Annotated in this window: 28 protein-coding genes; 7 read left to right on the forward strand and 21 right to left on the reverse strand. The window is 34.4% G+C overall.

Annotated features, from left to right (window positions below; all coding sequences use genetic code 11):
- Positions 1-60 precede the first annotated feature (60 nt).
- The 7 genes from AC0NJG_RS13360 to cotH all read right to left on the reverse strand — a co-directional run bounded on the left by AC0NJG_RS13360 (position 61) and on the right by cotH (position 7145).
- Positions 61-936: a TIGR03943 family putative permease subunit gene (locus AC0NJG_RS13360; protein ID WP_087952813.1), complete on the reverse strand. Its 876-nt coding sequence runs from the start codon at positions 934-936 to the stop codon at positions 61-63.
- A 3-nt stretch (positions 937-939) separates the two neighbouring features.
- The gene (locus tag AC0NJG_RS13365) at positions 940-1836 is read right to left on the reverse strand and encodes a permease (protein WP_000418724.1); all 897 of its coding nucleotides are present in this window, start codon (positions 1834-1836) and stop codon (positions 940-942) included.
- Positions 1837-2034: 198 nt separating this feature from the next.
- The gene (locus AC0NJG_RS13370) at positions 2035-2976 is read right to left on the reverse strand and encodes a magnesium transporter CorA family protein (RefSeq protein WP_000932390.1); all 942 of its coding nucleotides are present in this window, start codon (positions 2974-2976) and stop codon (positions 2035-2037) included.
- A 184-nt stretch (positions 2977-3160) separates the two neighbouring features.
- A complete protein-coding gene (locus tag AC0NJG_RS13375; protein ID WP_087952816.1) occupies positions 3161-4540 on the reverse strand; it encodes a putative polysaccharide biosynthesis protein in 1380 nt (459 codons plus the stop codon).
- 97 nt (positions 4541-4637) lie between these two features.
- Complete coding sequence (gene uptA / locus AC0NJG_RS13380; RefSeq protein WP_087952818.1) at positions 4638-5240, reverse strand: undecaprenyl phosphate transporter UptA; 603 nt, start codon at positions 5238-5240, stop codon at positions 4638-4640.
- A gap of 104 nt (positions 5241-5344) precedes the next feature.
- Complete coding sequence (locus tag AC0NJG_RS13385; protein WP_087952820.1) at positions 5345-5962, reverse strand: NUDIX hydrolase N-terminal domain-containing protein; 618 nt, start codon at positions 5960-5962, stop codon at positions 5345-5347.
- 106 nt (positions 5963-6068) lie between these two features.
- On the reverse strand, positions 6069-7145 hold the full coding sequence (gene cotH / locus AC0NJG_RS13390; RefSeq protein ID WP_087953069.1) for a spore coat protein CotH: 1077 nt from the start codon (positions 7143-7145) through the stop codon (positions 6069-6071).
- A gap of 181 nt (positions 7146-7326) precedes the next feature.
- Between cotH and exsB the strand changes: the two genes are divergently transcribed.
- Positions 7327-7905, forward strand: coding sequence for an exosporium protein ExsB (gene exsB, locus AC0NJG_RS13395; RefSeq protein ID WP_029439421.1), 579 nt, complete (start codon positions 7327-7329; stop codon positions 7903-7905).
- A 55-nt stretch (positions 7906-7960) separates the two neighbouring features.
- On the opposite strand, the gene AC0NJG_RS13400 is transcribed toward exsB, so the two are convergent.
- The 6 genes from AC0NJG_RS13400 to AC0NJG_RS13425 form a co-directional block, all read right to left on the reverse strand.
- The gene (locus tag AC0NJG_RS13400; RefSeq protein ID WP_087994533.1) at positions 7961-8572 is read right to left on the reverse strand and encodes a phosphoserine phosphatase 1; all 612 of its coding nucleotides are present in this window, start codon (positions 8570-8572) and stop codon (positions 7961-7963) included.
- 13 nt (positions 8573-8585) lie between these two features.
- Positions 8586-9131 (reverse strand): short-chain dehydrogenase, encoded by a 546-nt coding sequence (locus AC0NJG_RS13405; RefSeq protein WP_088327319.1) that lies wholly within the window; start codon positions 9129-9131, stop codon positions 8586-8588.
- 14 nt (positions 9132-9145) lie between these two features.
- Positions 9146-9562 carry a FosBx1 family fosfomycin resistance bacillithiol transferase gene (fosB, locus tag AC0NJG_RS13410; RefSeq protein ID WP_087952825.1) on the reverse strand — a complete coding sequence of 139 codons (417 nt, stop codon included), beginning with the start codon at positions 9560-9562 and terminating at the stop codon, positions 9146-9148.
- A 58-nt stretch (positions 9563-9620) separates the two neighbouring features.
- Positions 9621-11282, reverse strand: a complete 1662-nt coding sequence (locus AC0NJG_RS13415; protein ID WP_088327317.1) for a peptide ABC transporter substrate-binding protein — start codon at positions 11280-11282, stop codon at positions 9621-9623.
- Positions 11283-11371: 89 nt separating this feature from the next.
- Complete coding sequence (locus AC0NJG_RS13420) at positions 11372-12355, reverse strand: DUF2628 domain-containing protein (RefSeq protein WP_140421224.1); 984 nt, start codon at positions 12353-12355, stop codon at positions 11372-11374.
- 25 nt (positions 12356-12380) lie between these two features.
- On the reverse strand, positions 12381-12833 hold the full coding sequence (locus tag AC0NJG_RS13425) for a methylated-DNA--[protein]-cysteine S-methyltransferase (RefSeq protein WP_087952830.1): 453 nt from the start codon (positions 12831-12833) through the stop codon (positions 12381-12383).
- 133 nt (positions 12834-12966) lie between these two features.
- Here AC0NJG_RS13425 and namA point away from each other — a divergent pair, with 133 nt between their 5' ends.
- Positions 12967-14004, forward strand: a complete 1038-nt coding sequence (gene namA, locus AC0NJG_RS13430; protein ID WP_087952832.1) for an NADPH dehydrogenase NamA — start codon at positions 12967-12969, stop codon at positions 14002-14004.
- Between the two features lie 29 nt (positions 14005-14033).
- Here namA and AC0NJG_RS13435 read toward each other — a convergent pair whose 3' ends face one another.
- Together AC0NJG_RS13435 and AC0NJG_RS13440 are read right to left on the reverse strand one after the other, a co-directional pair.
- Positions 14034-14693 (reverse strand): oxidoreductase, encoded by a 660-nt coding sequence (locus AC0NJG_RS13435; RefSeq protein WP_001992819.1) that lies wholly within the window; start codon positions 14691-14693, stop codon positions 14034-14036.
- Between the two features lie 115 nt (positions 14694-14808).
- Positions 14809-14946 carry a hypothetical protein gene (locus AC0NJG_RS13440; RefSeq protein WP_001997329.1) on the reverse strand — a complete coding sequence of 46 codons (138 nt, stop codon included), beginning with the start codon at positions 14944-14946 and terminating at the stop codon, positions 14809-14811.
- A gap of 279 nt (positions 14947-15225) precedes the next feature.
- Between AC0NJG_RS13440 and AC0NJG_RS13445 the strand changes: the two genes are divergently transcribed.
- Positions 15226-16176, forward strand: coding sequence for a metal ABC transporter substrate-binding protein (locus AC0NJG_RS13445; RefSeq protein WP_049111007.1), 951 nt, complete (start codon positions 15226-15228; stop codon positions 16174-16176).
- Between the two features lie 135 nt (positions 16177-16311).
- Positions 16312-16782 (forward strand): GNAT family N-acetyltransferase, encoded by a 471-nt coding sequence (locus AC0NJG_RS13450; protein WP_087952833.1) that lies wholly within the window; start codon positions 16312-16314, stop codon positions 16780-16782.
- Positions 16783-16878: 96 nt separating this feature from the next.
- Here AC0NJG_RS13450 and AC0NJG_RS13455 read toward each other — a convergent pair whose 3' ends face one another.
- Positions 16879-17829, reverse strand: coding sequence for a CobW family GTP-binding protein (locus tag AC0NJG_RS13455; protein WP_087952836.1), 951 nt, complete (start codon positions 17827-17829; stop codon positions 16879-16881).
- Positions 17830-17993: 164 nt separating this feature from the next.
- On the opposite strand from AC0NJG_RS13455, the gene AC0NJG_RS13460 reads away from it, so the two are divergent.
- The gene (locus tag AC0NJG_RS13460) at positions 17994-18896 is read left to right on the forward strand and encodes an aldo/keto reductase (RefSeq protein ID WP_088327313.1); all 903 of its coding nucleotides are present in this window, start codon (positions 17994-17996) and stop codon (positions 18894-18896) included.
- A 24-nt stretch (positions 18897-18920) separates the two neighbouring features.
- On the opposite strand, the gene AC0NJG_RS13465 is transcribed toward AC0NJG_RS13460, so the two are convergent.
- Positions 18921-19505: a GNAT family N-acetyltransferase gene (locus AC0NJG_RS13465; protein WP_087952839.1), complete on the reverse strand. Its 585-nt coding sequence runs from the start codon at positions 19503-19505 to the stop codon at positions 18921-18923.
- 84 nt (positions 19506-19589) lie between these two features.
- Positions 19590-21053, reverse strand: a complete 1464-nt coding sequence (locus tag AC0NJG_RS13470; protein WP_140421223.1) for a flavin monoamine oxidase family protein — start codon at positions 21051-21053, stop codon at positions 19590-19592.
- Between the two features lie 177 nt (positions 21054-21230).
- On the opposite strand from AC0NJG_RS13470, the gene AC0NJG_RS13475 reads away from it, so the two are divergent.
- Both AC0NJG_RS13475 and AC0NJG_RS13480 read left to right on the forward strand, forming a co-directional pair.
- Complete coding sequence (locus AC0NJG_RS13475; RefSeq protein WP_000805517.1) at positions 21231-21422, forward strand: DUF3896 domain-containing protein; 192 nt, start codon at positions 21231-21233, stop codon at positions 21420-21422.
- Positions 21423-21527: 105 nt separating this feature from the next.
- On the forward strand, positions 21528-22529 hold the full coding sequence (locus AC0NJG_RS13480; RefSeq protein WP_087952841.1) for an LLM class flavin-dependent oxidoreductase: 1002 nt from the start codon (positions 21528-21530) through the stop codon (positions 22527-22529).
- Between the two features lie 45 nt (positions 22530-22574).
- Here the strand turns inward: AC0NJG_RS13480 and AC0NJG_RS13485 are convergent, their stop codons facing one another.
- From AC0NJG_RS13485 to AC0NJG_RS13495, 3 genes are all read right to left on the reverse strand, one after another.
- Positions 22575-23519, reverse strand: coding sequence for an alpha/beta hydrolase (locus AC0NJG_RS13485; RefSeq protein ID WP_087994526.1), 945 nt, complete (start codon positions 23517-23519; stop codon positions 22575-22577).
- Between the two features lie 207 nt (positions 23520-23726).
- Positions 23727-24182, reverse strand: a complete 456-nt coding sequence (locus AC0NJG_RS13490) for a DUF3939 domain-containing protein (protein WP_087952845.1) — start codon at positions 24180-24182, stop codon at positions 23727-23729.
- A 155-nt stretch (positions 24183-24337) separates the two neighbouring features.
- Entirely contained in the window at positions 24338-24781 is a 444-nt protein-coding gene (locus tag AC0NJG_RS13495) for a Dps family protein (RefSeq protein WP_087952846.1), read from the reverse strand.
- Positions 24782-24956: the final 175 nt, after the last annotated feature.

A 24956-nucleotide genomic window follows, 5' to 3' on the forward strand; every position in this document is an offset into this window, starting at 1 on the left:
CTACACGTTTAATATTAACAACATTCAGAACTCTTAGTCCATAAAAAAGAACCGATGTTATCAATCGGCTCCTCTAAATACATATTGCTCTTTCGGTTGTTCAACTTTATTCCATTTCGTTACTTCTAAAACAGGAATGTTCGCATGGAATGGCTGATAAAATTCCGTTGATATTTCTCCTTCAACTTGAATCCAATCATCATTGTTCCATTCTACTCCTTCTGGCTTTTTCACTAACATACCATATACACCAGAATCCGCTACACAATGTATAATACCGAAACGGAATAAGAAATATTGTTCTTTTTTAGAAGAATCATCTTTGAAAACAAACCCTTTAAAAGATAATTTCTTCCCAGTAAACTCGCCAGGATAATTATAAATTGTTTCCATCCCTTTTAAGAAATCTTCATCTTTTAAAGCAATACTATCTTTCGTAACAAACTCTTTTTTCCCTTTTTCCATTACACCACGATATCCTTCTTTCCCGTAATAAATGCTCGTATCAGGTCTTAGAAATTGCCTTGTCATAAATGGATCTTTACTTTCTGCTTGTGCTACTGGAAAATGAAACCCTTTCGCCTTAACAATATCTGAATCTAACGTTGCAATTGGGAAAAACAAACCTGAGACTATCGGAAAACAAAACAATGTGTACGAAAATGCTTTTTTCCACCAAGTATTTTCATCTTTCGAATGATCATGCCCGCAATGGCTATGATCACAACCACAATTGTGCTGTTCTCTTTCTTTTTCTTTTTGATGTTCTTTTTGGAAAACGATTATAATTTGAACAACAGTTAAAAAACCTAATATAATAGCTGCTGTTTTTGATAAGTAGGCATACTTCATATTAATGTACTTCGTAATATTACCTGAAATATGAAGCTGCGCGATTAAGATTGTAAAACCTAATAATATATATGCTCGAAACATAACCTACCACCCCATCGCATAAATGAGTAGTGAGCTTGCATAAACAACAAGTGTAACTGTAACTGTAACGACAATTACAAATTTTGTTTTAAATGTCGCAAGCATCATAAACATATTTTTAATATCCACCATCGGTCCGTATACGAGGAACGCGACAAGTGATGCTGTTGAAAATGTACTTTGGAATGAAGAAGCAATAAATGCATCCGCTTCTGAACAAAGTGATAAAATATAAGCAAGTCCCATCATAACAGCTGGTGAAGAAAACGGCCCTTGTCCTATAGCAAGCAGTGTTGAAGTTTGTACGAACGTTTGAACTGCAGCTGCAATTAACGCACCTAATACTAAATATTTTCCCATCGAGAAAAATTCCTCAACAGCATGCGTACATACATCCCACATTTTTTTACGTAATGGACGCTTATGATTCACTTCTGGGAAGTGGTCATCTCGTAATTGATGTTCTTTAAACATAAATGATAATATAATTCCAACGATAATTGCTACGATAATCGCTACAATAGAACGATACCATACCATGTGCATACTACTTCCAAAGGCAACGTATGTTGCAAATAATACGACTGGATTAATAATTGGTCCTGTTAACATAAATGCAATCCCAGCATATGGCGGAACCCCTTTTCCGATTAATCGTCTTACAATCGGAACGATTCCACATTCACAGCCCGGAAACATCATCCCTAAAAAAGTAGCCATTAAAACAGACAGAAATCGGTTTTTCGGCATCCATTTTGCTACCATATCTTCTGTAACAAACATTTGAATGAATCCTGAAATAAATACACCAATGAGCACAAAAGGAAGTGCTTCGATCAATATGGAGATAAAGATTGTATTCATTTGCAGGAATGCTTTCGGTAATTGAAACAATTCCATGATGTATTTCCTCCAACTTTTCATTAACAATATGTAATTTTAACCCTATTTCATTAATTGAACAAGACTTATACGAAATTCCCCTCTATCATATACATTACATTTCCTAAGCTATATTCTATTCAAAACTTTCGATTTCATAGCAAAAAAGCTGCTCTAGCGCAGTTATATAACTATGCTAGAGCAGCTTTCTTATCGTTAAAAGTAACGTTTCTTCCAAAAAACAAATGCTAATGTGAAAGATAGTGTTACACATATTATAAGTACAATTACAAAACCGTGCGCTTCCCCTTCAAATGGAACTTTTACGTTCATTCCAAAGAAACTAGAAACCATCGTTGGTAACGATAAAATGATTGTAATAGACGTTAACAGTTTCATAACACTATTTAAGTTATTTGATATAACGGAACTAAAAGTATTCATCATTCCACTTAAAATGTGACTATATATTTCCGCCATTTCAATAGCCTGTTTATTTTCAATTAATACATCTTCTAATAAATCTTGATCGTCTTCATACATTTTTAAAAATGTACTGTTACGCATTAACTTTTGAATTACGATTTTATTCGCCTTTAATGATGTTGTAAAGTAAACTAAACTTTTTTCAAGACCTAGCAATGTGAAAATCTCTTTATTTTTCATCGACTGATTTAATTGATGCTCTAAATCAATTGTTTTTCTGTTAATTTGCTTTAAGTATCTTAAATAATAAGTAGAAATCGTATATAAGAGCTGAAGTGCAAATCGTGTCTTTTTAAACGTATAAAATTCTTTAATACGTTGATTAATAAAACGTTCAAATATTGGGTTTTCCTCTAAACAAATTGTCACAAAACAATCTGGCATAACAATCATACCTATTGGAATCGTGTCATAAATCGAATTTCCTTCTTCATCATGTCTAACTGTTGGAATATCCACGATTATTAAAGTATTACTGTCTTCCTTTTCAATACGAGAACGTTCTTCGTCATCTAAAGGGTCTTTAATGAAATCTAAGTCTACATTTAAAGTTTGTACTAGATATTGAATTTCTTCTTCCGTTGGATGAAGTACATTAATCCAGCAACCCTTTTGCATTTCCTCAATCTCTTGTAGTTTTCCGTTTCGGTCTGTTAAATAAATATTTAACATACTATCACCCCGATTCTTTTTACATGTAGGAATCTACCTCTCTTACATAACAGTTTTTGAACCGCCATTCTCAGCATATGAAACATACGTTTAAATTTCAATAGAAAAATTATTTTGAAAACGTTTTTACAAGAAAAATATTTTAAACAAAGAAAAAGACAGAGCGCTCTCTGCCTTAAAAAGCTTATGTTGCCTTTATAACATATTTAGAAAGCATCCACAAGTTAAAGCCAACTGAAATCGTGTAACCAGCGTATGTTGAAATAATAAAACTTACATAATCGAAATACGGAAGCAATACAATATTTAAAACTATCTTTACAATAATGCCAATCACTAACCCTAGCACCGTTTTTTGTTGCTGATTGATTCCTTGCAGCATCGCAGCTGTTACTGTAAAAAGCGAAAATAGTATACAGGCAGGAGCGTAATACTGTAAAATAACACTTCCCATCTCTGGATCATTTCCGGCACCGAATAAAAGAGTATATACCGGTTTTGCTAACATCATCATTCCAATCGCCGCTGGTACCGTAATACCTACTACTAATAGATTCGTCCTCGTAAAATGTTTGTACAGTAACTTCACATTTCCTACTGTATAAGCTTTTGTCATCTCAGGTACGAGTGACATACTAAAAGCAGTCGCAACGGAAACTGGGATAAGTACAACCATCTGAACAAGTCCAATTATTGCATTAATCTTCTCTGCTTCTCCTTGCATATATCCCATTTGTATAAGCAATTTATTAATTGTAAATGTGTCAATCGTCTGATATAACGGAATTGCTAAACCAACCACAACAAATGGTATTGAATATGTAAAGAGCTCCTTATAGAGTGAGAAAAAAGATTTCGTTGTTTGTGGTATACTTGCCATTTCTTTTTTCTTTAAGTGCTTTCTCCTCCTTATGTAATACGCACTTAAAACAGTTAGTCCACCTATCGCTCCCATAAAAGCACCGAATGTTGAAATACCAACAGCTAGTGAGATAGAAGCTTTTAAAATATATATAACGACAAAGCTTCCTATCAAGATGGTTAATACCCGAAAAAATTGCTCTACAACTACACTTAGAGCAGAAGGCCCCATCGATTGGAACCCTTGAAAAAAGCCCCTTAATAAACTCATGACTGGTACAAGTATTAACGCAAAACTTACAATTTGAATATTAGTAGTGACCGCCGCTATACTATTCCCCGTTTGATCCTTTCCATCGATTACAAGTTTAGCCAAATGCGGAGCTAGCATATACAACGTAAAACATGAAATAATTCCCATTATAAACATAAAAACAATTCCACTTTTCAGCACCCTCTTAACCGTATGGTAATCATTTAGTTGATCATATTTTGATACCATCTTCGAAACGGCAAGTGGTAGTCCCATCGTCGCAATGCTAAGCATAATTGTATATGGACGATAAGCATATGTGTATAAAACGTAACCACTCGTACCGACCATAGCTGTAAATGGTATAACATATATAAACCCTAACATTTTAGATATCATCGTTGCCATTGTTAAAAATATCGTTCCACGTATAAACGGTGATCCTTTCATCACATTCCCCCGCTACACTTTATTATTACACATTATGGACAACTCTTTTTTTTTAGAACCGAAACAAGTAAAAAAAGCCAATGAAAAATCATTGACTTTAACGCGCTGCTTTTTTCTTTTTGAAATACTTTAAACCGAAGTATAAAGCAACGAAGAGAATCGCTCCTATAATTATGTAATGTGTGTAATCAGATGCATATTCTTTAATATGTCGCCAATTTCCACCAAGCTTTTCACCTAAATATATAAATAGTATTGACCACGGAATAATCGCAACTACTGTATACAGTGTGAATAGTTTTAATGGCATCTTAGCTAATCCTGCTGGAATAGAAATTGCATGACGTACGACTGGGATAAAACGTGCCGAAAAGATTACTCCTGCTCCGTAACGCTTAAACCAATTTTCTGCTATGTCTAAATGGTGTTTATTAATAAGCAGATATTTCCCATATTTCTCTACAACTGGACGTCCTCCGTAGTATCCAAGCCAGTATAAAAAAATCTGTGCTAGCGTACCACCGATCGTTCCTGCAATAACAGCACCAACAAAACTAATTTTCTCCTCTGCCACTAAAAAACCGGCATATGAAAGTACAATTTCACTTGGGATAATTTCAATCATTAAACCGAGCGCTACCCCAAAATAACCTAAACTTGCAAAGAACTGCAATAACTGATCTATTATGCTTGCTAACATTTTATTTTCTATCTCCTTTTTTCTTCACATACCATCCCATTATTACATAAAGGTTGCATTCTGCCAATATCTTCATGCCGATAATATCACCGACATATGCATTATTAATCTATTACTATTTCTTTCTGAGGTTCTTTTATGTAGGCAAACATTTCTCTAATTTGCTCTTCTGTATTTCTAGCAATCGATAAATTAGGCAATTCATCCTCACAAAAAAACTCCACATCATCTGTTTCAATACTAGTTTTCTTTTCACCACCAATAATTTTACATCCAATAAAAATTTTATATACATGCGTTGCTGAAGGCGATGGTTGATGTTTTTCTTTATCAAATATAGCGAGTAGCTTAAAATCATCTACTTCAAACCCTGTCTCCTCTAAAACTTCTTTTGCTGCTACTTCTGTCGGCGTATAACCGATATCAGCCCACCCACCTGGCAATGCCCATTTCCCATCACTTTTTTCTTTCACAAATAATAACTTTTCATTTTGAAAAACAACTGCTCTTATATCAACTTTAGGTGTTTGATAGCCTGTCTCGCTTGCAAATAACTTCTCTACAACTTCCCAATCTGTCTTAGTGTAATGTGACATCATCGAAATAGAAATATCCCGTAATTGTTGGAAACGTTCTATATCATACACATCCTTAGAATACGTTAAACCCGCTTGAGCTATAGATTGTATTTGTTTTGCCCACTCAATCCATTTTATCGTCATGTTTCCAACATCCCCATTCTTTATTAAGTACATATTACGTCAATTCTACCAATTCATCTTTATTATACAAAAAAAGAGATTGATAATGTTCCAATCTCTTTCAAAATTAATCCAATTCATGTAAATGATCTTGTATATACTTTCTTCTTTTATTTATATATTCCTCAATCATATCAGCTTCTTGATCAAATGTTTCTAATTTTTCTTTCATATATGGATCTTGTAGTAAATAAGGCCGAATCGACTCACACAAACTTTCTACTTTCGGCATCATAAATGAAACGGTAAATTGTTCTTCTAATATTTCTTCCAAAATACCTCGGTATTGCTTTCTAAATACAGGTATATCTAACAATCTTGCACTTAACGTGTTATAACCTTGAATACGAATATATTCATGATTAAGTGGTCTCCCTTGTACATCTCGCCCCCAAGTCGCATCATAATCCCACGGTATCACTTCAAATAAATTTGTTTCATCATTATGATATAGTGCATAGTTATGAACGAAACCATCAAAGTTTTGTGTAAAAATAACGCCAGCTAACCATCGTAAATATTTATCAACATGCAAAAACTTTCCAATTTCTTTTTCATAAGATTCCCTCGACAAAGCGTTCGCTTGAAATACAAATTCACTCAGCTGTTCTTCACTATTTTTATTCGAATATTTAAATTCATAACCTGCAAAAAGCACGGTCTTAACATCTTTATCTCTCTCACTCATTAAAGAAAAATTCGCATCATCATCTATCGCATAATAAATAGAACCACTCGGTAATCCTCTATTTTTCAAAAAGTTTTCATCAACTGATTCTAACTGTAAATATACACCTTGAATTTGACCATTAATTTTTATAAACACATGTTGTGATTTCGGTGAAAGTACACCAATATCATGAAAAAAGTCTAAAGATAATTTATTTCGTATGAGAGACGGATCCATAAACTCAGAATTTAAATGAATCTCTTTCGCACCTTGAAATTTTTTTGGTTTATAAAACATAACATGATAAGACTTTTTCTCAAATTCACGAATATGAGCACCCCGGTATACGATATCAATATCATACTTCTTTTTACCATACGTTAATTTTGCTGGCACTGGACTGTCTGACCAAATGTCTTTTTTCAATTCCACTAGGTTCATTGGATGAATAAAAAAATCATATGAAGGTAGCATATTTCCACATCCCTTCTCAGTTCTCTTCATTCAATGTATGCACCTCGTCTTGTCCATACATCCGCTATCAACTATTTATATAAAATTACACTCTTGTCCTGTTCAGAAAGATACCTCCATACATATCCTGTTAAGGAAAAAGAATACCTTTTCAACTAAATACATGATAAGGAGGATTTCTATGAAACGTGATATTAGAAAAGCGGTTGAAGAAATCAAAAGTGCTGGGATGGAGGATTTCTTACACCAAGATCCAAGTACTTTTGAATGCGATGATGATAAATTCACTCATCATAATTGTACAACTGGATGTAAATGTACAACTGGGGGTAAATGCCCAAGAACAAGATGTACTCGCGTGAAACATTGTACGTTCGTTACAAAATGTACGCATGTAAAAAAATGGACATTTGTTACAAAATGTACTCGTGTACGCGTTCAAAAATGGACGTTCGTTACGAAAGTGACGCGTAGAAAAGAATGCGTTTTAGTTACAAAACGTACTCGCAGAAAACATTGTACATTCATTACAAAATGCATACGCTTTGAAAAGAAATTTTTCTGGACAAAAAGAAGTTTCTGTAAAAAATGCGAATTCTTCCCTAACAGACACGGTCACTCTTGCGATGATTCATGCGATCATGGTAGAGACTGTCACGATGACGGGCATAAGTGGAATGATTGCAAAGGCGGACATAAATTCCCATCTTGCAAACACAAGAAATTTGATCACTTCTGGTATAAAAAACGTAATTGCTAGTTTTTGTACCTACAAAAAAAGGCCGTTTTGCGGCCTTTTTTACGTTTATCCCACTTTATTGAAAATGACTTATATCTGCAAATTGCTTCACTTCACCTTTATCTTCTTCAAATTCTATTATACTTAGACTAGCACTATGCATAAATGGATCATCCCACACATTTTCTATTTCAATACCCGCAAAATGTCCTACAAGTAGTTTTGCCGCTGCCGCATGGGAGACAATTAATATACTTTCTCCTTTATGCTTTTCTAAAAGAATCTGTATCCCCTCAATTACCCTTTTATGAACAGCCTCAAAATTTTCTCCTGATGTTGACTGAAAAAGATGTGGCTCATACCAAAATAACTGTATGTCGTCTGGATATTGCCTTTCTATATCATCGACTGTCTGTCCTTCCCATATACCCATGTTAATTTCATAGAAATGCTCATCCGCGATTATCGGTATATCACGTTCGCCCTTAATTAACTCTGCAGTATGAAGAGTTCTTTCACTCGGACTACTATAGATCGCATCGATAGATAAATCTTTCATTCGATCTCCCAATTGCTTAGCTTGCAACATACCGTTTTTAGTTAAAGCAGAATTTTTCCGTCCTTGCATTCGCTTCGCTACATTCCATTCCGTCTCACCGTGCCTCGTCACATATACAGTTGTTTTCATTTGCCATTCCCCCTTACCATGTTGGCCGCAATTCCCACGGCTCTACTCGCCCTACAATCCATTCATTACATTTACTTTCAATTCCTTTTATTACTCCATCCGATATTTCTTCATGAGTAAGCCATCTTCCGTATGTATCTTCTAATATAAAACCTAATATTATTCTATGATAGCTACATCGCGTACCACCTATTTTTTGTGAGGCTATTCTCGACGCTTTACTGCCTAAAATATGAAAAACGTTGTATGTTTTAGACGACAAGTCTAATTCTCTACAAATAAGTGATAACGCATCCTTTGCACTTGAGTGTATCCATGCGACAACTAATGTTATTGGGCCATTCCTCCCAATTGTGTTTTTAATAGCTACCTTTACATCGTCATCATTATGATAATCTAACGGAAGGCATGTGATATTTTCTGGTATAGCACTCTCTCGTTTAACATTTTCTAATTTCACTTCATCTCTTCCAATAATAGAAACATGAAACTCTTGCTCACAAAGCCACATAGACACCCTCTTTAGCATTCCTGTTCCACCAATTACTAGCGCATGCAACTTTCTTTGCCCCCTTAGTAAAACGTCATATGAGGTTTATCTTCCCTATAATAATTAAGCCTGTCTTGCAATGTCCCTGAATGAAATTCAAACTTATGCCCGTCTGGGTCAACAAAATAGATAGATTCACAATCCCTTACATCACGTTCTCTTCCTTTTAAAATATGAACATCATTTTCTTCTAATCGCTGCTGTAGACGTTCAAAGTCTTTCTGTTCAACAGAAAACGCAATATGCGTATAAGATTGATGAATCTCATTTCTTGGAATATGTATTTCTTCATTAAGCGCTATCCATACTCCACATATATTAAAATATGCAAGTTTTCTTCCTCTAACTAATAATTCTCCTTCCAATACTTTTTCGTAAAATGTAATAGAATCTTCTAAATTAGATACTGAAAAACAAAGATGATTGATTCCTTTTAACAACTATAATTCCTCCTATACAAATAAAAGATGAGCGAAAATTCACTCATCTTTTATTATACTATTTTTTTGTAATATATGCCCATTTATAACTGAAGTCCCCACCAAACGTATGATTTGCAATACCTTTTACGTATGGTTTCTCTAAGTATGCGGTACTTTGTTGATACGTAGGAGAAATGGCAGCATCTTGACCAATTAAGATTTTTTCCGCTTCTGCAAGTGCATTCCAGCGTGCTTTATCATCTTTTAATAGTTCTCCTTTTGATTTCGCTACTAACTCATCATACTTCGGATTAGAATAATCCATTTCATTAAATGAGCTTCCAGTAACAAACATATCAATATAAGTCATTGGATCTGGATAATCTGGACTCCATGCAGATAAAGAGAATTCATATTCAAATTTCTTTTCTAAATCTAACTTCTGTTTATATGGCTGCTGTTTTAAATTCACTTTAATACCAGGTAAGTTTTTCTCTAACTCTTCTTTAATAAAGTCTCCTACTTTTTTACGACTACCGTTATCATCATTTAGTAATTCGACTGTAATTGTATCTTGGCCAAGTTCTTTCTTTGCTTCTTCCCATAATTTTTTCGCTTTTGCTGCATTATCTTTACTGTCACGGAAATTTTTATTTACAGTACGGAAATCTTTTCCATCTGGTCCTGTCGTAAATTTTTCAGGTACTAAGAAATATGCTGGCAATGATCCGTCATTTAAAATAACATTTGCAATTCCTTTTTTATCATATGCCAGGTCAATCGCTTCACGAACTTTTTGATTTTTAAACGTTGCATTTTTTTGGTTAAATCGTAAGAAATACATACGTGGATCTAACTTCGTTTTAAATTCATCTGGCTTATTCTTTTTATATTTATCAACAAATTCAGAAGTTAAAATAACACGGTCCGCTTGATCACTATCATATAAATTTACTCCTGTGCTTGTTTCCTTCACAATATTCACATTAATTTCTTCTAACTTCACAGTATCTTTATCCCAATAATTAGGGTTTTTCTTTAACTGATAACTTCTTTCATGTTTCCATTCACTCATCGTAAACGGTCCATTATATAATAATTTATCTGCTTCTAATCCGTATTTATCTCCTTGTTCTTTCACATATTTTTCATTTAAAGGGAAGAATGTTGGGAATGAAGTAAGCTCAAGGAAATATGGTGCTGGTTGTTCTAATTCTACTACTAACGTTTTATCATCCTTCGCTTTCACTCCTAATTGATCTAACGGTAACTCTCCTTTATTTACTTTCTGTGCATTTTTCACATCAAATAAAATAAATGCATACTCAGCTGCCGTTGCTTTATCTAATGTACGTTGCCATGCATATACAAAATCTTGTGCTCGAACTGGATCACCATTTGACCATTTCGCATCACGTAATTCAAATGTATATGTCTTTTTATCTTCACTAACTTTCACGTCTTTTGCCATACCTGGAGTTGGTTTATTATCCTTATCCAAACGATATAATCCTTCCATTGCATTTACAAAGGCACGGAATGATACAGAGTCTGTTGACTTTGACGTATCCATTGAAGGAATTTCTGCTGTTTCTAGTAAGTTTAATACTTGCTTATCTGCTGCCCCCTTACCTGCTTCTTTCTTCGTTGTAGATGCCTTCTCCCCATTTCCGCAACCTGCAACTAATACACTAGTCGATAATGCAACTGCAGCAATCGTTGTTACCTTTCTCTTCATTGTTCCTTCCCCCAATCTATATGTATAAATGAAAGCCAGTATAATACATATTATTATACAAAAAATTCAGATTATTTCAAATATTATTTTCATATATACAAAAAAAGAAGCGGATAGAGAGCTCTACTATCCACTTCTTTTTCTATTTCTTTTACTTGTAATCCCTCCTCTATGTCAAATGGATTTTGAACTTTAAATATTTCGTCCATTATCTTTAAAAATTCTTCCTCATTTTTAGATTCGCCATTAATCATAAGTGAGTATGGCTCGATCTCACCCAATTTATAATCAACAACAAATTGGATCGTAACCTTTTTCTTCGACATATCCGGACTATCCCCTTGGAACTCTACCAATTCTAATCCTTCAGTGCCACGATAATATGCCCAACCCGGATTTCTAAAATAATTTTCAAACGATTCACCAATTGAAAAGAATGGATATTCATATAGCGAGCTTGTACGAACCTTTTGAATAATATCTCGATCAGTCGGGAAAAAGAAATGGCTGATAAAAATACTAGCAACCGCTAAAATCGTAACGATTGTTGCTCCCATTTTACTCGTTCCACCACTATCACGAATGAGGTACTTTTCAACCGATGCATCTTGAATTTCTCGTGCTTTTATTCGATATATACGCCTTTCTGCAAATTGATAATATAATCCATTCGCAAAAATCGCCATTCCAAATAAAATAAAAACGAGTAATAGAAACGTAAGAGGCACCATATTAATGATCGGCAATGCTACGTTGAAGCCCATATAATAAGAAAACGCATCACACGCTAATAATAACAATACAAATAAAGCTGCAGGTAAATAATACTTACGATATCCGAGCCAACCTACATTGAAAATAGCTGCCCAACCATTCCAGCTCCACCTAGCAATCCGCTTTTCCTCAAGCTCCCATTTCCTTTTGTAATACGGATATTGTCTCCCTACATATACTTCTAATTCCTTGTCTATTAGCGAACTTCCTTCACTTTGTTCAGTATGCAAAGTCCGCTGGCAACTTTCACAATTTAACTGATTTCCCTCGCAAAGTTGCCCACAATTTATACATTTCAAAACAATCCCTCTTCCCGTCCATACGTCATTTCAAAATACCTTCGTGTTTTAATAACCACTCTTTCCTCCATAAACCGCCCGCATACCCAACAAGTTTCCCGCTCTTTCCTATTACACGATGACACGGAACGATTATTGAAATCGGATTGCGACTATTTGCTCCTCCTATTGCTCGTACAGCTTTCATATTTCCGACTTTCTCTGCAATATCTAAATATGAAGCACTTACGCCATAAGGAATAGTATAGAGCGCATCCCATACATTTTTTTGAAATGCTGTTCCCTCAGCAGACAGCGGAACTGTGAACTCTTTTCTCTTTCCCTTAAAATATTCATCTAATTCATTTATACATTGATCTATCATTTCATTTGTATGTTCTTCTTGTCTCTCATCAACAAATATAACAGACGTAATTCCTTTATCGTTTGCTGTAATTTCTAACAAGCCTAATTCACTTTCATAATAAGCCTGATACATATGCCATCCTCCAATTCAGTTCATATTCATTATTGTAACACGAATAGACAAAATTTTTCGTATAAGCATTTTATTAGGGAAACAAAAACGGGAATGATACAATGTAAGAAAATTCAATCTAGGAGGCTATTTGATGCATTCCAAACTTTTTTCACCTTATACAATTAAGGATGTTACATTAAAAAACCGGATTGTTATGTCACCTATGTGCATGTATTCATCGAAAAACGAGGATGGCCAAGTAACGAATTTCCATCTCATTCATTATGGAACAAGAGCTGCTGGTCAAGTTGGTTTAGTTATGATTGAAGCAACAGCCGTGTTACCTGAAGGTCGAATTTCAAATAAAGACTTGGGCGTTTGGGATGACAGTTTAATTGAAGGCTTACATAAAGCAACAACTTTTATACACGATAATGGTGCAAAAGCTGCCATTCAACTCGCTCATGCTGGAAGAAAAGCAGAATTAGAAACAGATGCGTTAGCTCCTTCAGCGATTCCATTTAATGAAACAATGAAAATGCCAATAGAAATGAGCAAACACCAAATTAAAGATACTGTATTAGCTTTTCAGCAAGCTGCAGTACGATCCAAACAAGCTGGATTTGACATTATTGAAATACACGGTGCTCACGGTTATCTTATTAATGAATTTCTTTCTCCACTTACCAATAAGCGGACTGATGAATATGGTGGTTCACCTGAAAATCGATATCGTTTCTTACGCGAAATCATTGAATCGATAAATGAAGTTTGGAACGGACCGTTATTTGTTCGTATTTCAGCAAATGATTATCATCCTGACGGGTTAACAGTTCAAGATTATGTACAATATACAAAATGGATGAAAGAACAAGGAGTGGATTTAATCGATTGTAGCTCTGGGGCTGTTGTACCTGCGCGCATCGATGTTTATCCTGGGTATCAAGTACAATATGCTAAACATATTAAAGAGCATGCTAACATTGCAACTGGTGCAGTTGGATTGATTACGACCGGAGCACAAGCAGAGCAAATTTTAAATAATAACGAAGCAGATTTAATTTTTATCGGACGTGAGTTACTTCGCAATCCTTACTTCCCACGAATAGCTGCCAATGAACTTGGCTTTGAGTTAGAAGAACCGTATCAATACGAGCGAGCGCCTGGGAAAATCAGTATAAATAAATAAAACCGAGAAGCTTTTCTTCTCGGTTTTATTTATTCTATCGTTGTAATTTCATTCGAATTATAAATGTGGATACCTGATTCTTCTCGCAATGCAGTTATATACATCCCTTTTGCAACATCTTTTGCTGAAATTGGTTTATACTTTTTGAAGGCTCCTTTAAATATAAAAGGAATAATACGAGATAATTTTTCCGCCATTCGTTCACCTAAGCGAAATTCTTGTCGATTTCCTACTAATAAAGATGGCCTAAAAATGTGAATACCACCAATTACTAACTTTTGCAATTCCTCTTCCATTCTTCCTTTCACTTGTGAATAAAAGAAAAACGATTTAGGATTCGCTCCCATTGAGGACACAACAAGAAAATTTTGCACCCCTTGTTTTTCAGCTAAACAAGCCGCTCGTAACGTATATTCATAATCTACCTTTTTGAAATTAGCTTTCGTTTTTGCTTTTTTGATTGTTGTTCCTAGACAACTAAATACGTCATCTACAGCAAAGAACTCTTTATATTCCTCTAATGCCAAATAATCTACTTGCTTTTGCTGTAACTTTTCATGTTGCCATTGCATTGGTTCTCTTACAAAAATAGTAACCGAATCGTAGTAATCTGATTCAAGTAATAGACGCGTTATCTCTTGCCCAACTAAACCACTTGCACCAAGTACTAACGCTGTTCGCTTATTCATATATGCATATACCTCTTATTATACTTTTCTCTCCTATAGTAAAATACAACTTTTAGGAGTTTCCTTCTCTCATTTTACCACAAGTAAAGCACTATGCGTACGCATAGTGCTTTACTCACTCTTTTTTCTCATCTTTTTCTCGTAATTTTGTTACGGTTGATGCATCTCCTAAATTACTTATTAATCTTCTTAAAAAAATTAAGACTACGGCTAATGGTAGTACTACCGCTAATATCAATAAAATAGCTTCCATTAAGTAACCCAAACACTCATCCCCCTCTACACCCTCCTTTCATATATATGAACACTACGTTGTCACATATGCATGTATTCGCAAAAATAACACATCTATATTTGACAACTTTATAACAAAATCAAATCGGAATGATTATTATTTATTGCAACTTTATAAAAGATGTATTATACTAAGTTCGCAAACTAAAACGTAATTATTCCGTTTTGTGTTAAAATGATATTTTTCTTCTATAATTGGGGAAAATATATCCGTAAAAAAAGAAAAGAGGAGAACTTCATGCCTAAAAGATTGACTATACTTTCATTCTTACTTATTTTCACTTTAATTTTTACTGGCTGCTCAAATACAAAAGAAGGTAATGCCAAGAAAGACGGAAAGCTAACTGTTTATACAACTATTTTTCCTCTTGCAGATTTCGCAAAAAAAATTGGTGGCGACTATGTAACTGTTGAAGCAATTTACCCACCTGGTGCAGATTCTCATACATTTGAACCAAGTCAGAAACAAACAGTACAAGTTGCAAAAGCCGATTTATTCGTTTATAACGGCGCTGAATTAGAACCATTTGCTGAAAAAATGGAAAAAACATTACAAAAAGAAAACGTTAAAATTGTAAATGCATCAAAAGGTATTGAACTGCGTACTTCTACTGAAGAAGAGCATCATGATCACGGAGACGGCCATAAAGAGGATGAACATCATCACGATAAAGACCCACACATTTGGTTAGACCCTACTCTAGCAATGAAACAAGCAGAAAAAATTAAAAATGCACTTGTAGAATTACAACCTGACCATAAACAAGAGTTCGAAAAAAACTTTGCAGCACTTCAAACAAAATTTACTGATTTAGATGATCAATTTAAAGCAGCAGTTGCGAATGCAAAAACGAAAGATATTTTAGTTTCTCATGCGGCTTATGGATACTGGGAACAACGCTATGGCCTGAAACAAATTGCTATCGCCGGTATTTCAGCTTCTGATGAACCATCTCAAAAACAACTTGCTGACATTACAAAAACAGTAAAAGAACATAATCTAAAATATATTTTATTTGAAACATTTTCTACTCCAAAAGTAGCATCCGTAATTCAAAAAGAAACAGGGACAAAAATTTTACGCTTAAATCACTTAGCTACTATTTCTGAAGACGATGCGAAAAATAATAAAGATTACTTCACTTTAATGGAAGAAAACGTAAACACATTGAAAGAAGCTACTAACTAACCAACTTTTTATAAGAAGCTGAATATGACATTCAGCTTCTTTTTTATGTGTTTCTGCTTGACTGGACTAAAATAACAAGTAAAATTATCCATATTAGCTTTTAAGCTATATTAATTTAGAAGGTGAGTTGGAATTATGACTCTTCACATTTGTGAAGTAACAGAAAAAAATTGGCGTTCGGTAGCTGCTTTAAACGTCGCAAAAGACCAGCAGCAATTTATTGAAAGCAATGCGTTTTCTCTAGCAGAATCATTATATGAGGGAAACGGAACGTCAGTAGGTTTATATGATGGAGAAACACTTGTAGGATACGCAATGTATGGATGGCATTGTGAAAAACGTAAAAGCGTATGGTTAGACCGCTTTATGATTGACCAACAATATCAAGGAAAAGGATACGCAAAACGTTTCCTTCGCTTGCTTATTCGATTCTTACAAAATAAATTTGAATGTAAAACAATTTATTTAAGTTTACACCCAGACAACAAACTTGCAATGGGATTATATGAGTCATTTGGCTTCCGTTTAAATGGCGATATTGATGATGAAGGCCCTGTTGTAGGTGTTGTAATGGAGTTACTTTTAGATAAACATACAAGCCTGTGAAAACAGGTTTTTTTAGTCCTTCGTTTTTGGCAATCTAGTATTTTTCTACAAAACACTTAGTTAAGTCCAAAAAATAAGCCTGCAATAAACGCAGACTTATTTCACACACTCCTCGAGATGTTCTTGGAACCATTCTTTATTAATATCTTTTCCAATGAAAACAACTTCACTTACTCGTTCTTCGCCCTCTTGCCACTCTCTATCATATGATGCAGCAAACAGTGTATGCACACCTTGGAAAACGATGCGTTTATCTACTCCATCAATTGATAAAATTCCTTTGTAGCGATATAAATATTCACCTAGTTCTTGAACGACAGCTGACATCCATTCATTTAGTTTTTGTAAATCTAACGGACGCTCTTCGCGTAGTACAAACGATTTTACACCTTCTAAATGATTATGCTCTGTATGAGGATAAATTTGTAACGTATCTTTCGTTTTAAACGTTTGAATTTGTAGTAACGATGGAATATCCACATCACAATTAGTCGACTGAATTAACTTTGCAGTCGGGTTTATTCCTTGAAGTTCATGCAAAAGATTTTCTTTTTCACTCTCTTCAATTAAATCTAACTTATTCACTAATACAACATCAGCAAAGGCGATTTGTTCTTTTGCTTCTAGCCCTTTTTCAAAATGTTTATGTATATGATAACTATCTACTACTGTTATAACACCATTAATTTGGTATGCAGATTGAATAACAGGATCTAAAAAGAATGTTTGAATAATAGGACCTGGATTTGCAAGACCAGTCGTTTCAATTACTAATCCATCAAAGTCCATTTTCCCTTCTGCTTTTACGTCCAGTAATTGTTTTAACGCAACGAGTAAATCCTCACGTACAGTACAGCACAAACAGCCGTTTGTCATTTCCATAATTTCTTCTTCAACATTCATAATCAACTGATTATCAATACCAATTTGCCCGATTTCATTTACGATCACCGCTAATTTCTGACCGTGATTCTCTGATAAAATACGATTTAATAATGTCGTTTTCCCTGATCCAAGAAAACCAGTTAATATTGTTACTGGAATCATTTCGTCCTCTCCTTCTAGCTATATGTTTCTACATTATAGCATATAGAAAAAATCGTTTTTATAGCAAAACATATTTATTGTTTGTACGCCCCTCTAACTATATAATAATATGTAGTAAGAAAGCCTTTTCAAAATAATAATCATTCATCAAGGGGGTACTTATAATGGAACGAGTTCAAATGGCCGAAACACTCGAATTTTCTCGTATTATTCAAGGTTTTTGGCGTTTAGCAGAATGGAATATGACGAAACAAGAATTACTTTCTTTCATCGAAGATTGTATGGATATGGGAATTACTACTTTTGATCATGCTGATATTTATGGTGGTTATACGTGTGAAGGACTGTTCGGAGAGGCATTACAACTAAAGCCTTCCTTACGTGAAAACATGCAAATCATCACAAAATGTGGAATCGCTCCCCCATCACCGAAATTTCCAGAGCGTTATGTTGCTCACTACAACACTAGTGCAGAACATATTATTCAAAGTGCAGAAGCTTCACTTAAAAATTTACATACAGATTATATTGACGTATTACTTATCCATCGTCCTGATCCTTTCATGGATCCAAATGAAGTGGCAGTAGCGTTCTCACGCTTAAGACAAGAAGGAAAAGTTCGTCATTTTGGTGTATCTAACTTTTTACCTTCCCAATTCAATATGTTAAGTTCATACTTAGATTTCCCGCTTATTACGAACCAAATTGAAGTATCAGCTCTGCAGCTTGAGCATTTTGAAAAGGGAACAATTGATTTATGTCAGGAAAAACGAATCAATCCAATGATTTGGTCACCTCTTGCTGGCGGAGAAATCTTTACTGGTCAATCAGAACGTGCTGTACGTGTACGTGAAACTGTGCAAAAAGTCGCTACTGAGCTAGGTGTTTCTAGTATCGATACGGTTATGTATGCTTGGTTACTTGCACATCCAGCTAAAATGTTGCCAATCATCGGCTCTGGTAAATTAGATCGTGTTAAAACAGCCGCTCTTGCTACAAAAGTTAACTTAGACCGTCAACAATGGTTTACAATTTTCGAAAGCTCTAACGGACATCCTGTACCATAATGTACAAAAAGAAGAGCCGTTTCTCTACAGCTCTTCTTTTTCATATGTATTTCTAGTCATCGCAAATACACACATATCCCTTAATCCGTTTCCATCTACTGCAACACTCGCACTTTCTAAAACACCCTCTAATTTAAAACCTAATTTCTCAGGGATCGCCCTACTCTTCTTATTTAAAGAATCACAACGAATTTCTACGCGGTTTGCTTTCAGTTCAGAAAAAGCATAATCTGTTATGCCTTTCGCAGCCTCGACCATATAGCCCTTTCCACTAAATCTTGAATCAATCCAATACCCAATTTCAAATTGAGGTATATCCCAATTAATACGGTGTAATCCACTAGAAGCAATAAATTCACCTGTTTCTTTCGAAAAAACTAGTAATCTCAAATCCTCACGCTGTAAAAATTGGATATGTGATTTTCTAATACTCACTTCTACTTCTTCCTCTGTTTGCTCTTTTTGTGCAAAAACCATCCATGGTTTTAATTCTTTCATAGAAGCTTGAATGGCATCATATACAACTTTTCCGTCACCTGGTTTCGGCATTCGAATAAATAGCCTTTCCGTATAAAATTCAGAAGGAAAATCGAATAATAATGGCTCCACTGTAAACACTCCCTATAACTCTTTTATATATAATAATATCCATCTCAAACTATATAGTAAATAAATTTCTGAATTTTACACCTTTTATTCATTCACCTCTACCGCTACACGAACTCCAGATTCAATCGCCCCTTGTATCCATCCGTGATATAACGTCGTATGGTCTCCAGCGAAGAATATTCTTCCCTCTGGTTTGACAATCGCTGGTTGTAACTCTGATTCTTGACCTGCCTGAAATAGAGCAAATCCTCCAAGTGCATATGGATCCAACGTCCAACTTTTTGATATACCAGATAAGAATTCATCATATACTTGATCACCTAATATCGTTGCTAAGTTTTGTAAAGTATAATAAATACGGTCACCCTTTGATAATCCATCCCATAACAACGCATCGTATGACCATGTATAGCTTCCTAGCATCATTGCTGGTCCCTTTCCTCCAATTCCATAGCTTGGATAATAGGCGTAACGAATTGGCAAATCCGTTATAATTCTGCCACCTAATTGTCCTTGTTCTTCCCAAAATCTACTTTTAAATTGAACTCCTATTTTTGTCGCAGGCATATAATGCAATTCACGAATTGCTTTCCATTTCTCATGAGATATAGAATCAAATGGATCTACTTCTACAAACCGCATTGTCGAAAATGGAATAGTAACAATAACTAAGTCCCCTGTAATACTACTATATTCAAACGTTTTTTCGTTTCGATAGAAAGCTGTCACACCATTATCATGTTGATGTAGCTTCATTAATTTTTGATTATATATAATATCTTTCTCTAATTGTGGTAAAAAAGACTTTGGTAATCTATCATTCCCGCCTATTATTTCACAAAATCCGCTCTCCTCTTGCATAATGTATAAAAAACGCATTGTCTCAACGAATGACCTTTCTAAAAAACCTTCTAAATCTAACAGAACACCAATCATCTCAATTGTTACCGGCGAGAAATATGTATTATATTGATAAGGATGATACTTTAAAAATTGCCCTGTAGAGTATCTCCCAAAATCCTTTACTACAACATCCCAATTTTTCTCTGGGTTCTTTTTAATAAAATTTATAATAGGCTGCACCGCTAACAATAATAGTTCCTCAGACGTTTTCCCAACTTCATTCATTTCCACAGGATACTTTAATATACTTGGATCTTTTTCATATTGTTTTAATATCGTTTTTCGGCCGTTTACGTAAATAATATCAGTCTCATTCCTATTAATAAAAGGGCTCACCTGTAGCCCAAATTTTCTTATATATGTCATCGTTAATGTATGCGAATACGGAATTCTCATTGCCCCTACATCCAAATATAAACCGGTATCTTCCATTCTAACTGTCTCTATGCGGCCACCTACCCGGTTGTTTGCTTCAAAAATCTTCACTTCATGTCCCGCAGCTTTTAATAAAGATGCCGAAACTAATCCAGCCATGCCAGCCCCTACTACAATAATTTGCTTCGGGCTCGTCGTCTTCTTTAATCCTTTATCTATAATTTTTAATGCTTCATCCATCTCTGTGTTATACATTATATCTTTCTGCACAATTCCACCCCTTACTTCATCAAATGGGCATTAGTCGTTTAGTGCATTTTATTCATAAAATTCCATAAACATAACAACAGAGCAAATTGAATATTCACTAAAAACACATAAGAAATAGCTCTCACATCTCTTTACGCTTCGTATAATATAGCAACAGCAAATAAGGAGTGGTTGAAAATGAAACCAACTTACGACTACAATGCTACAAAGAAGTATTTAGAAGAAAAGAAACAACAGCTATGCAACAAACTTAGTAATATGCATCTATCTAAAAAAGAACGTGAACAACTAAAACTTGAGATTGATAACTACGAATATATTCTAAATGTAGTCGAAATGAATCATTATGAACGAGGATTTTCACGTTAAAAGTGGATATGTAATTTATCCACTTTTTATTTTGAGCATTTCATTACGCATTTTTCGTAAGTAAATATATAATAGGATGTACATTAAGATTGAGAGGTATATTCTATGATCAAATTAAGTGTATTAGACCAATCCCCTATTTCAGATGGTAGTACGGCAGCCCAAGCTTTTTCACATACAGTTACGCTTGCGCAAGAAGTTGAAAAACTTGGATATACACGCTTTTGGGTATCAGAACATCACAATTCTGTAAGCCTTGCTGGCTCAAGTCCAGAAATACTTATTTCTCATATTGCAGCGAAAACGGAGCGGATGAGAGTCGGTTCGGGTGGTGTCATGTTGCCACACTATAGCCCGTATAAAGTTGCCGAGAATTTCCGCGTTTTAGAAGCTCTTTATCCAAATCGTATTGACCTTGGTGTCGGCAGAGCACCTGGTGGTATGCCAATTGCAACTCGCGCACTACAAGAAGGGAAAATGGTCTCACTTGATCAATATCCAGAACAAATTGCAGATGTTGCAATGTACTTACATGATCAAGTACCCGAAAACCATCATTACGCAAATTTAAAGGCTACTCCTGTAATTCCAACATCTCCCGAGATGTGGATGCTCGGTTCTAGTGGAGAGAGTGCAATGATTGCGGCAAAACAAGGTGCTTCTTTTGCATTCGCACAGTTCATCAACGGATACGGTGGCGCTGAAGTAATGAAGGCTTATCAGGAACAATTCCAACCTTCCTATTTAGGAGATAAACCAAAATCAATCGTCTCCATTTTTGTTATTTGTGGAGAAACAAATGAAGAAGCGGAAAAAATTGCTTCTAGTTTAGATTTATCAATCTTATTACTAGAACAAGGAAAGCGTACAACTGGTACACCTTCTATTGAAACTGCACAAAATTATTCATACAGCGCTTATGATTTATTCCGTATAAAAGAAAATCGTCAACGTATGATCGTCGGTGATCCATCTTCTGTGAAAGAACAAATCGTAAACTTAAGCAAAGCGTACAATACTGATGAATTTATGATTGTCACAATTACTCATCGATTTGAAGATAAATTAAATTCTTATCGCTTACTAGCGAATGCTTTTCATTTATAATGATAAAAGGGAGATGCATCCATTATGATGCATCTCCCTTTCTTACTAGTTTTTACTTTTGTCTTCTATATATTTAATAGCTTCTTCTAATAACTCTTCAAAATTCCTAGGATAATCGTGATTTAAATTGGACACAACTTTATACTTATGTTCTATATTCTTATCTTTTAATACTTGTACAAATTGCTGCGTACATTCGAAACAATCTTCATCTTGATCCCCGCACACTACATATCCCTTTATATTTTTATCTTGTAGCACTTCCAACAACTCATTCCATTCATCAATCTCCGGAAGCCACGGCGCGATAAAAATAAAACCATCTACTTCTATATCTGTTTGTAAAATTGTATACAAAGCTACTCTTGCACCAGCAGAAAAGCCACCAATTATTACACTTTCTACTGTATGATTTTCTTTAAAATTAACGTAATGCTCTTTTAATTCCGCTTTCCCTCTATGTATATCATCCCAAACAAACCCATCTGAAAACTGAATTTGCGAAGACTGTGGTAAAGCCAACGTATAACCTTGATCCAAAACAGATTTCCAATATGGTTCTACTATTCCTATATTTTCTTGATCTCCGTGCATTGCAATAAATAGTTTTTCTTTTTTCTTACCATCTATAAATTTCACGTCTGCTCGTTCTGTTTTCTTTGCTAATTCTTCTCTCTCTTTACATAATTGAACCATTTTATGAAACTCTTCAAATTTATGTAGTGGTTTTAAATCGTCGTCAGTAATTAAATATTCATTTCCATACCAAAAACCCTTTTCTATAATGGCTTCCTTCATTAAATTCATCGCTTCTTCTTCAAGTCCTGCTGCACCCGCTAGTGCATATTTGAAATTATATATTTGCGCCTCATTCCCCACTATGCCTTTCGCATGCTCCATTATATAAGTGTATGCTTCCAAACTTCCTTTATTTGCATAACGATGTAACGTTTCATTTAATAATTGAATGTAAGTCATACTATTTTTCATACACCCATTCCCCCATATTCTTTTATAATATGTATTTCTCAAACCTTTTTACTATTTTGTAATCACTATATATAACTCACGCTAATAGTACTTAATCATTACTCCTCTTCGTCCAATGATTTTAGTATAAAGTTTAATAAACTGAAAAATCAATATTTTTATAAACAAAAAAAGACAACAATATATTTATTGTTGTTTTCAATATATCTATCCACTCTTTTGTTTTTTTCTATCTGGTTTACTTGAAACTAAATAATGTTTTTCTGAAATATATAAGTCTCTTTTTAATATACGATCTAAGTAAGGTCCTAGTTTCATTCCGCATATGAGGCGATCTTCACTACCTTCTACAATTGGAAACATTTCTTTTTCTGTTACATATTGATCTACTGCCTTTTGTACGATATCAATTTCTTTAACTAGGTTTAGATTTTCTTCTGTATGTTCAAATACCTCAAGCGTTTCCTTCGTAATAAGAAAAAGGTTTGTTGGAAATGCAGGTAAATATGGCTTTAACAAATCATAATTTACTGTATAATCATCATTTACTAATACTGTATAAACGATATTAGCATTCTTTTCTAGAAACTTGGCCATCGCTTGTTCCAATTCATCTTTCGTAATTTCACGCTCTTCTTTTCCAGTTTTGAAAAAGCGAAACATCGCATCGCCTCCTTTTTACTATATTATAGCATAAAAGAAAACTGAAAAATCACAAAAAAGTCATTGAAAGAATTTTTCAATGACTTTTTTCTTTATATTCTTATATTTATCCCGCTTTAATGGGCAGTAAGACCCCCACTGATTAAAGTTTCACTTTATTTTAAGAACGCACTTAGCATCCATACATGTTGTTCTAATGTTGTATGAATTGCTAACAGCATGTCCGCTGATGTTTCATCCCCAGCTTCACCAGCAACTTCCATACCTTCTTTTAATTCTTGAATAAGTGCAGAGTAATCATTCACTAATGTTTGTACCATCTCTTCTGCAGATTCCTTGCTTGTTCCTTCTCTGACACTAGAAGTAGCAAGATATTCTTTCATTGTCGCTAGCGGTTTACCTTCCAATGCTAAAATACGTTCTGCTAATTCATCAATATACGTTCCAGCTTCATTGTAAAACTCTTCAAATTTCTCATGTAATGTAAAGAAGTGTGGTCCTGTCACATACCAGTGATAATTATGTAATTTCACATATAACACATTCCAGTTTGCTACCTGCTTGTTTAATACTTCAACAACATTTGCTTTCGTACTCATACAATCCACTCCTCTTATCATTTTGTAATGACTATCTTTTAATAACCCAATTACATTTTACCATACATTCCCTATCCTTTTGAACGATTAGTTCATATGTAACAAAGTTTTAACACCTTTAATACTTCCCTAATATCTATTAATTCATGTATGTTTTCAAACACTTCATACGTCT

Source organism: Bacillus sp. SSR7, assembly GCF_055902415.1.